The organism is Dialister sp. (genome assembly GCF_051885895.1).
Lineage (GTDB): Bacteria > Bacillota > Negativicutes > Veillonellales > Dialisteraceae > Dialister.
In genome coordinates, this window is record NZ_JBJEXP010000077.1 from 1 (window position 1) to 9,228 (window position 9,228).

The following is a 9,228-nucleotide window of genomic DNA, read 5'->3' on the forward strand; positions in this document are numbered from 1 at the left end:
TGTATACAGTCAGAAAAAAGTGCAGTCTGTCTCAGTAAAGAGAATCTGTTACCGGCATCCCCGCAGTGCTTCTTCTCTGTCCGGAAGGATTTTGACCTTCACATCCGGCAGGTGGGTCAGGACATCAATGACAATGTCCCTTGTATCTTTGGTGGAATTGATCTGGCAGGTAGCCCTTTTTGCATCAAGGGTAGTCAGTACTCCCAGATATTCGTAGCCTTCGATAATGCGGTTGATATAATTGACTTCTTCCGGCGGGATTTCAATATACACCCGGGTATCTTCTTCAGCCATGTCTTACGCGCCTCCTCAGAATGGAGTAGGCAGGAAGAACCTTGTCCCCGGTCATCGTCAGCTCTTCCAGAGGGTGCGGTGCTTTGTCCACTTCTTCTCCTTCTCCGTTCACCAGTTTCATGATTTTGACCAGGCCCACATCTCCCTTAGGCGTCAGGTATTCCAGGATTTCTCCCACCTTGAAATGGTTTCTCTGCTGCACAAGGTTCGTGTCTTTCTCTCCGTGCGCCGGCAGGATCAGTCCTACGAAATCATAGGGCTGTTCCGGCTGGGATTTTACATATTCCTGGGCGCTGTGGTCCGGGTTCTGGAAGGCAAAGGCGGTGGTATAGGGTCGATGGGATACTTTTTCCAGTTCCTCTCGCCATTCCGGCCGTACACGGTAAGCCCCGCCTTCTGCATAGTAGGCATCAATGGCTTTCCTGTAAGCCGCAACTACCGCAGCCACGTAGTACACGCTCTTCATACGGCCTTCAATTTTAAGGGAAGCGGCGCCTCCTTCAATCAGTTCCGGAATGTGGTCAATCATGCACAGGTCTTTGCTGTTGAAAATATAAGTGCCGTGTTCATCCTCTTCCACAGGCCAGTACTGCCCGGGGCGGGATTCTTCCATGACGGCATAGCGGAAGCGGCAGGCCTGGATGCATTCTCCCCGGTTGGACTGCCGACGGCCGTTGGTAAAGAAATTGGACAGGAGGCATCTTCCCGACCAGGAAATGCACATGGCTCCGTGGCCGAAGACCTCCAGGTCGATATCCACCTTTTTCCGGATTTCCGCCATTTCCTTCACCGATACCTCTCTGGCCAGCACCACCCTTTCGGCGCCCAGGTCTTTCCATACCTTGACAGTGCGCCAGTTGGCGGAGCTGGCCTGAGTGGATACATGGATGGGAAGGCCCGGCGCCACTTCCCGGCAGAGGGAAAAGACACCCAGGTCCGAAATGAGAGCGGCATCCACATGGATTTTTTCCAGATATTTCAGGTAATCATCCAGCCCTTCCAGATCTTCATTCCGGGGAATGATATTCACGGTGACATAAACCTTTTTCCCCATGCTGTGGGCATATGCCACCGCCTCTTTCAGTTCCTCCATGGAAAAATTGCCGCCGTAGGCGCGGAGGCCGAAGACCTTTCCCGCCAGATATACGGCATCCGCTCCGTAAAGGAGGGCCATTTTCATTTTTTCCATCGTTCCCGCCGGAGCGAGAAGTTCCATCTTTTTCATTGCATTTCCTTTCTTTTTCCGGGAAAGCACGGCCTGCATCAGTCTGCGCTTCCCTGACTTTTCTCTTTCTTTATGGAAACGGCCAGGCCGTCTCCTTCCACATAAATACGGGTTTCATAACGCCGGTTCACGTAGTCTATATATTCCCTGAGCCGCATAACCAGGGTGCGGTAGCGGTGAGGTACGGGATCTTTTCCCCTCACCAAGCCCCGGAAGAGCACATTGTCCGCCGCAATCACCGCCCGGTCTGACAGCAGAGGTTCAATAGCCTTCAGTTCCCGAAGGTACTGCCCCTTGGGGCCGTCCAGGAAGACGAAATCATAGGGGCCTTCCAGCGTAGGAATGATGTCCCCCGCATCCCCCAGTCGGCAGTGCACCCGCTCTGAAAGGCCTGCCTTTTTCATGCAGTCCTCCGCCAGACGGTGGCGCTCCTCATCTACCTCCACAGTATCTATGTCCGCTTCCGGAAAACGTTCTGCCAGAAGCAGGGCCGAATAGCCGATGGCTGTCCCGATTTCCAGAATCCGTTTTGGAAAAGCCCTGCCTGCCGCCTGAAGGAGAAGCTCTCTTTCCGGGCCGCGGATAATGGGCACACCCTGCTTTTCCGCATAGTCTTCCAGTTCACACTTCAGGGATTCCCAATCATTTGCCATAAATAGTCTCCGTCTCCGCCTGATGCTCCTCATAGGATTTGGTAAACACATGATGGCCGTCAGCCTGGGCCACATAATAGAGATATTCTCCCGGCTCCGCATCCAGCACCGCCTCTATGGCATCCATGCCGGGACTGCCGATGGGACCGGGCGGAAGGCCGTTATGGGTATAGGTGTTATAGGGAGAATCAATCTGGGTATCCGCAATGGTAAGCTCTTCCTTCGGACTTCCCAGGGCATACTGAATTGTTGCGTCAATCTGGAGAGGCATGCCGATCTGGAGTCTTTTCAGCATGACAGAAGCAATGGGCACCTGATCTTCCTTGAAGCGGGCTTCCCTTTCCACCATGGAGGCCAGGGTCATGAGATCATGAAGGGTCATATGCTTTTTCTCCGCTTTCTGCCGGATATCTCCGGTCAGCATGGTATCGGTCCGCTTATACATCAGATCGCAGATCTGGCGGGCCGTGTATTCCTTGGGGATATTATAGGTATCGGGGAAAAGGAATCCCTCTCCCTTGACTGCTGCCGCCGTCGGTCCGTACTGATATTTCAAAGGGCCGTAGGAAGCGGCTTCTTCTTCAAAGTCATCAGCCCCCTTAATACCGGCTTCCTTCAAAAGAGAAGCAATCTGGTGCACCGTGTAGCCTTCCGGCACCGTTACAAATACCGACTCTGTTTTTCCTGACCGGAGCTCCGTCATGGCCTCCCGGACCGTAAGTCCCTGTTTCATCCTGTATGTACCGCTCTGCAGGCTTTTCCCGCTTCCCAGAATCCGTGAATACAGGCGGAACAGGGTGCTGCTGCGGATGATTCCTTTCTTTTCCAGCGTATCCGCAATATCCCTGCCTGTAGAATTGGCCGGCACATCCACCATGGCGCTGCCGTGAAGGCCTATCCGGTCAAAAGCATAGAAATAATAGCCCGCCGCCAGCAGGATGACCAGGCAGAGGCAGGCCGCCAAACGGCTCCATTCCTTCCTGCTCCAGTTCTTCCAGGGAAAAGGTCTTTTTTCCGGTTCCCCGGCATCTTCTGTCTTTCTGTCTTGCAAATTGGCACCTCGCAGTGAAAATTCATTTTTATAGGTAGTTTTGTGGAAATATAATCCCGAAAAGATTATTCTATAATTATATCATAAGGCAGAAAGATTCTTCAGCACTGTCTGTCAGAGGCTGATAACAGGAAAAATGTCTTGAAAAGGAGAACTCACCATGATTATCAAAGGAATTACTGCACAAATTACAAAAACCGTTGCCAATGAAGATACCGCAGAAAAAGTCAAAAGCGGTTCTCTTCCCGTATTAGCCACCCCTGTACTTTCCGCCGCCATGGAAGAAGCGGCCTGCAAAGCCCTTGCCCCCTTCCTGCAGGAAGGAGAAACCACCGTCGGCGGATCCATTTCCCTGATCCACAAGGCGCCTACCCTCCCCGGCCGCACCATAACCGTAACGGCCACAGTCACCGATATCCGTGGAAAGAAAATTTCCTTCCATATTACCGCCTCTGATGAAAACGGAGATATCGGAGAGGCAGATCATGATCGTTTTCTGGTAAACAGCCGGCAGTTTATGGAAAAGGCGGAAGCAAGAAATGGAAGGAAACAGTAACGAAAAACTCCGCATCCGCACCGCCTCTCCGCAGGATGCCAAAGCGCTGCTTGCCCTGTATGCACCCTATGTGCAGCATACCGCCATTACCTTTGAATATGAGGTTCCTTCTCCGGAAGAATTCCGGGAAAGAATCAGGCATACGCTGGAGCGGTATCCCTACCTGGTCGCAGAAAAAGGAAAACACATTCTGGGCTATGCCTATGCCGGCCCCTTCCAGGCGCGCCGGGCCTACGAGCACTCCGCCGAGCTTTCCATCTATCTGGAAACATCGGCCCATCACCGGGGTCTTGGAAAAATGCTCTATCATCATCTGGAAAGCATACTGCTCACGCAGAATGTCTACAACCTTTATGCCTGCATAGCCTGCACACAGAGAGAGGACCCTTTCCTTCCCAAAGACAGTCCCCTCTTTCATGAACATATGGGATTCAAAACCATCGGCTTATTTCATCAGTGCGGATATAAATTCGGCCATTGGTATGACATGATCTGGATGGAAAAAATGATAGGGGAAAAGCCGGAACAGCCGAAAGATTTTGTGCCCTTTGCAGCGCTGTAATGATGCCCGCAGGCAGTTTCCGGGCCTGAACCGAAAGCCCAAAAGACACAGGCCGGCTTCAGCTGTATCCTATGATAATAAAAAAATGCCGCTGATACCGCAGGCCCGGGATTCTTGATCTTGTTTTTCCTTTCGCAGTGGTGCTATACTTTGAGTACCATAAAGAGTGCACGAGGGACAGCCCCGATGACTGTACAACAACCTACCGGATGGCAAGGTGCTAAAGGCTGACCGATGGGAATGAAGGCGGCTCTCAGGCTCATCGGACGATGAGCCTTTTCTTTATGAGTAAAAACAAAGGAGTATTTACTCATGACAAAGGAAAAAGAGACAAACTCAACGGATGCTTTGAAGTACCTGTATCTTGAAAACTGGAATGATGAGATGCTGAAGGGATACACATCAATTCTGAAAACAGGCAGTGAAGCTATTCTCATCGTTGATGAGCAGTTCCGCAAATTGAATTCACCTTTTGTTCAATGGCTCAGAAGTGAAGGATTTCATTACGGATTCCATCACGGAAACTACGGAGATCCATGGATGTATGTTAATCTCACTGCCAAGCTCTATGCCTACGGCATGCCCGGTATTTCTGTCATACAGCCTACCGGGAACCACGCCATCACAATCAGTCAATTTAAAAAAATTTACGCAATTTACAAGAAATATGAAGGCCATGATATTTTTGACTTCCATGGCGGCCAGTTTGATTACAATTCGTCCGATGACCGGTAATTTCACCATTCTCCATGCTCTGCATGAATTCCGCCTGAATTGCGGAGCAGGGATGCAAACCGCTGAAATGATCGCCCTGACAGGCTGAATCGTATTCATCCAACAGATTTGTTAAATATAAACGCTCCTGAGATTTTCTCTCAGGAGCGTTTGCTTATATTGATTTCATTTCCTGCCCGCCGGTATGAAAAGATGATATGCTGCCAGTGCGTGAACAAAGATACTTCGCTGCGGCTCAGACGGCTCTATTCTGCAGGGAGGCATTCCTTATCTCCAATCCCTATTTCTCCGGACTGCTCTTCAGAACTCCCGTACCGTCAAAGGCAGGAATAAACATTTTGTCGGAGCTTGCTTTCTGCTGGACGTAGCCGTCCTCGATGCCCAGTTCTTCCATATAGCTCTCGCATTCTTCGTATTCTTCGTCCGTAATGGGACGGTTGATTTCAGGGAATTCCGCCGCCCTTCCGCAGGGAACGTACTGGCGCATGAGGCTGAAGAGAACTTCGCCCGGTCCGAAGGTTTCCGCTACGTATTCCAGTACCTTCTTCGTGTTCTCCACCTGGCCCGGCAGGATAAGGTGGCGGATGAGCACGCCTTTCTGCAGGATGCCGTCACTGTCCAGTCTGTAGGGTCCGGTCTGGCGGTACATCTGCTCAATGGCAGCTGTGGCCTTTTCAAAATAGTCGGGCGCATCGCTGTAACGGGCCGCTGCCCGGCTGTCCGCATATTTCAGGTCCGGCAGCCAGCACTGCACTTTCTTTCTGAGAAAAGCCACAGTATGAACGCTTTCATAGCCGCCGCAGTTGTACACCACCGGCACGGGAAGAGGATCCCGCAGGCTCTGGAAAATGGCATGAGTATACTGGGTGGGTGTCACCAGGTCAATATTGTGGGCTCCCTGTGCAATGAGTTCAAAATAGATTTCCCGAAGCCGTTCTACGGATACTTCGATTCCCTTTCTCATTTCGGAAATCTCATAATTCTGGCAGTATACACAGGAAAGGTTGCACCCCGCGAAAAACACGGTACCTGCTCCCCGGGTGCCTGCAATGCAGGGTTCTTCCCAGTGATGAAGCGCCGCCCGGGATACGACGGGCAGCATGGCGCACCGGCAGTAGCCGAGCTGTCCCGGATCTTTGACCGATATTTTTCTTTCTATTTTGCATGCCCTGGGGCAGATATTGCATATACTCATATAAAACTCCTTCTCTGCGGTCTTTCTGTTATATCCTTTATTGTAGCACAGGAGAGGCAGGCCTTCTCTTTTTCCTCATGAAAGAATGAAATATCCGTATTCTGAAGATAGATAAAATTCATTGATTCAATCTGCTAAAAATCATATAATAAAAACGTAAAAATCGTTTTCCGGCCTTTTTTCTGCCGGTATACGTCAATCTGAAAGGAGTTTATTCATGGAAAACAATGCAGGTCTTCTAGAGCGGATTTTCCACTTACGTGAAAGCGGAACCACTACCAGAACGGAGATTATGGCAGGAATTACCACCTTTATGACCATGGCCTATATTCTTGCCGTCAACCCCAGTATCATGAGCACCACCGGAATGGACAAGGGGGCCATTCTGACCGCCACCGCTCTGGCCGGCTTTCTGGGCACCATGTTCATGGCTGTTTTTGCCAATTATCCTTTTGCCCTGGCACCGGGCATGGGACTGAATGCGTTCTTTGCCTTTACGGTAGTAAAACAGATGGGCTATTCCTGGGAAATGGCACTGGCTGCCGTTTTTGTGGAAGGCATCATCTTTATTATCCTGTCTCTCACCAATGTGCGGGAAGCCATATTCAATGCCATCCCCATTAACCTGAAAAAAGCAGTATCCGCAGGCATCGGCCTTTTTATTGCCTTCATCGGCCTGGGCAGTGCCCAGATCATTGTGGCCAATCCTGCCACCAAGATTTCCCTCTTCTCCTTTAAAGGAGCCATGGCCGCCGGCACATTCCATACCACCGGTGTTCCTGTGGTGCTGGCCATTATCGGCATCCTTTTCACCTCCATCCTCATCGTGAAGAAAGTCCGGGGCAATATCCTCTGGGGCATTCTTTTCACCTGGATTCTCGGTGTTCTCTGTGAAATTTCCGGGATCTACGTACCGGATCCCTCCGTGGGCGCTTTCAGCACACTCCCCAACTTCTCCGCCGGCCTTTCCTCCTTCGAACCCAAGAGCCTGGCTCCGATTTTCATGAAACTTGATTTCTCCCAGCTGGGCACCTTCAACTTCGTCGTCGTGCTCCTGGCCTTCCTCTTTGTAGATATTTTCGATACCATCGGCACCCTGATCGGCGTATCCGCCAAAGCCAACATGCTGGATGAAAACAATAAGCTGCCCCATATCAAGGGCGCCCTCATGGCTGATGCGGTAGCTACTTCCGTAGGCGCCGTGCTCGGCGTATCCACCACTACCACCTACGTGGAAAGTGCTTCCGGCGTATCGGAAGGCGGCCGCACCGGTCTCACTGCAGTGACCGTTGCCGTGCTCTTCCTGCTCTCCATGTTCCTTTCCCCGATTTTCATGGCCATCCCTGCTTTTGCTACGGCACCGGCCCTGATCATTGTAGGGTTCCTCATGTTTACCGCTGTTACAGGCATTGACTTCAGTGATCCCACCGAAGCGATTCCCTGCTACTTCACCATCATTGCCATGCCCTTTGCCTACAGCATTGCAGAAGGCATTTCCTTCGGCACTATTACCTATACCCTGATCAACCTCTTTACCGGCAGGAAGGACAAGGTCAGTGTGCTGATGATGGCACTGACAGTCATCTTCATTCTGAAGTATATTTTCCTTTGATTTTTCATCAACCGTCTTTTGGAAAATGCAGCCTTGCCTTTGACAAACAGGATCCTTCCGTGATAAGGTATAGGGCAGATTGATTTTCTTTTCTCCGCCACCGGGTGGAGAAGCAGAAGTGTTCAGGAATTTCCCGCAGGTACGGCTTTTGCCGGGAGGAAATTCCCGGACGCTTTTTTATTTCCTCTCGGGAAATGCTTCTTTACGGAAGACTGTGATATCAGACAGGAGGATTCCCATGGCTTACATCTTATTATTTCTGGCAATTATACTGGAACTTTCAGGCACCACTTTTCTAAAAATGTCCTATGGCTTTACGAAACCCATTCCAACCATCTGCTGTCTTTTATCCTATCTCCTGTGCTTTTTTCTGTTCTCCAAGGCCGCTGTCCATCTGAATCTGGCTCTGGCCTACGCCACCTGGAGCGGAGTGGGAATCATCGCCTCTGTTTTCATTTCCTGGTTCTTCTTTGGGGAAAGGCTGAATCTGACAGGCATTTTTTCCATTGCTCTCATTGTCACAGGCTGTATCCTCCTCAACCTTTTCGGTGCCAGAAGATAAAGCAGGAAGCGCCGATTCATTCATGCAATCCGGCTGCAGGCTCCCCTGATTCGATCCATCCTTTCCAAATTCCTTATAAAAAGAGGCATATATGAAACGTAAATCACTTCTTCTCGCCATATTCCTGTCCATGGCTCTCCTGTCTTCCGCATCGGCGGCCGCCCCGGAAATCACAGCCGATGCGGCCGTCATCATGGACGCCGCTGACGGCCGTTTCCTGTATGAAAAGAACGGAGCTAAAAAAGAATATCCCGCCAGCATGACAAAAATCATGACCTGTATTCTTTCCATTGAAAAGGGGGATCCCTATAAAACGGTATCTGTCAGCCCCCAGGCCGCCCATGTGGAGTCCACCGCCCTGAACGGCGGAGAATGGCTCTCCCTGGGCGATCTGCAGAACCAGATGATGATGATTTCCGATAACGGTGCCGCTACTGCCATTGCAGAGAACACCGCCGGAAGCCTTCCAGCCTTTGCCGACATGATGAATCAAAAAGCCAGAGAGCTTTCCATGGCAAATACCCACTTCGTCAATGCCAACGGCATGCCCGATGAAAACCACTATTCCACCGCTGAAGACATGGCCCGTCTTGCCCGGTACGCCATGGAAAACAAAACTTTCCGCCGCATCGTATCCACGAAGAAGAAACAGATCCGCTACCTCAGGCCCTCTGAAATCTTCACCTGCGGAAACAGCAATGAACTGCTCTACACCTATCCCGGCGCTACCGGCATCAAGACCGGCTATACCCGCGCCGCCGGAGGCTGCCTGGCCGCCTCCGC

Annotated in this window: 11 protein-coding genes; 6 read left to right on the forward strand and 5 right to left on the reverse strand. The window is 51.0% G+C overall.

What is annotated here, in order from left to right:
• Positions 1-48: 48 nt before the first annotated feature.
• Genes ACI4N7_RS06335 through mltG form a run of 4 tightly spaced genes read right to left on the reverse strand, consistent with a single transcriptional unit; the run spans position 49 to position 3,223 of the window.
• Complete coding sequence (locus ACI4N7_RS06335) at positions 49-294, reverse strand: DUF4911 domain-containing protein (RefSeq protein WP_439732509.1); 246 nt, start codon at positions 292-294, stop codon at positions 49-51.
• Positions 287-1,519 (reverse strand): peptidase U32 family protein, encoded by a 1,233-nt coding sequence (locus tag ACI4N7_RS06340; protein ID WP_439732510.1) that lies wholly within the window; start codon positions 1,517-1,519, stop codon positions 287-289. The genes ACI4N7_RS06335 and ACI4N7_RS06340 overlap by 8 nt, the downstream gene beginning before the upstream one ends.
• A gap of 38 nt (positions 1,520-1,557) precedes the next feature.
• On the reverse strand, positions 1,558-2,172 hold the full coding sequence (locus ACI4N7_RS06345) for an O-methyltransferase (RefSeq protein WP_439732511.1): 615 nt from the start codon (positions 2,170-2,172) through the stop codon (positions 1,558-1,560).
• Positions 2,162-3,223: an endolytic transglycosylase MltG gene (gene mltG / locus ACI4N7_RS06350; RefSeq protein ID WP_439732512.1), complete on the reverse strand. Its 1,062-nt coding sequence runs from the start codon at positions 3,221-3,223 to the stop codon at positions 2,162-2,164. The genes ACI4N7_RS06345 and mltG overlap by 11 nt, the downstream gene beginning before the upstream one ends.
• A gap of 160 nt (positions 3,224-3,383) precedes the next feature.
• On the opposite strand from mltG, the gene ACI4N7_RS06355 reads away from it, so the two are divergent.
• The 3 genes from ACI4N7_RS06355 to ACI4N7_RS06365 all read left to right on the forward strand — a co-directional run bounded on the left by ACI4N7_RS06355 (position 3,384) and on the right by ACI4N7_RS06365 (position 5,076).
• Positions 3,384-3,779: a thioesterase family protein gene (locus tag ACI4N7_RS06355; RefSeq protein ID WP_439732513.1), complete on the forward strand. Its 396-nt coding sequence runs from the start codon at positions 3,384-3,386 to the stop codon at positions 3,777-3,779.
• Positions 3,763-4,341 (forward strand): GNAT family N-acetyltransferase, encoded by a 579-nt coding sequence (locus ACI4N7_RS06360; protein WP_439732514.1) that lies wholly within the window; start codon positions 3,763-3,765, stop codon positions 4,339-4,341. The genes ACI4N7_RS06355 and ACI4N7_RS06360 overlap by 17 nt, the downstream gene beginning before the upstream one ends.
• Positions 4,342-4,653: 312 nt before the next feature.
• Positions 4,654-5,076 (forward strand): hypothetical protein, encoded by a 423-nt coding sequence (locus tag ACI4N7_RS06365; protein WP_439732515.1) that lies wholly within the window; start codon positions 4,654-4,656, stop codon positions 5,074-5,076.
• A gap of 280 nt (positions 5,077-5,356) precedes the next feature.
• On the opposite strand, the gene ACI4N7_RS06370 is transcribed toward ACI4N7_RS06365, so the two are convergent.
• Positions 5,357-6,271 (reverse strand): 4Fe-4S cluster-binding domain-containing protein, encoded by a 915-nt coding sequence (locus ACI4N7_RS06370; RefSeq protein WP_439732516.1) that lies wholly within the window; start codon positions 6,269-6,271, stop codon positions 5,357-5,359.
• A gap of 217 nt (positions 6,272-6,488) precedes the next feature.
• On the opposite strand from ACI4N7_RS06370, the gene ACI4N7_RS06375 reads away from it, so the two are divergent.
• From ACI4N7_RS06375 to ACI4N7_RS06385, 3 genes are all read left to right on the forward strand, one after another.
• Positions 6,489-7,883: an NCS2 family permease gene (locus ACI4N7_RS06375; RefSeq protein ID WP_439732517.1), complete on the forward strand. Its 1,395-nt coding sequence runs from the start codon at positions 6,489-6,491 to the stop codon at positions 7,881-7,883.
• 238 nt (positions 7,884-8,121) lie between these two features.
• Positions 8,122-8,445 carry a DMT family transporter gene (locus ACI4N7_RS06380; protein ID WP_439732518.1) on the forward strand — a complete coding sequence of 108 codons (324 nt, stop codon included), beginning with the start codon at positions 8,122-8,124 and terminating at the stop codon, positions 8,443-8,445.
• Positions 8,446-8,536: 91 nt separating this feature from the next.
• A partial coding sequence (locus tag ACI4N7_RS06385) for a D-alanyl-D-alanine carboxypeptidase family protein (RefSeq protein WP_439732519.1) occupies positions 8,537-9,228 on the forward strand: 692 nt, incomplete at its 3' end.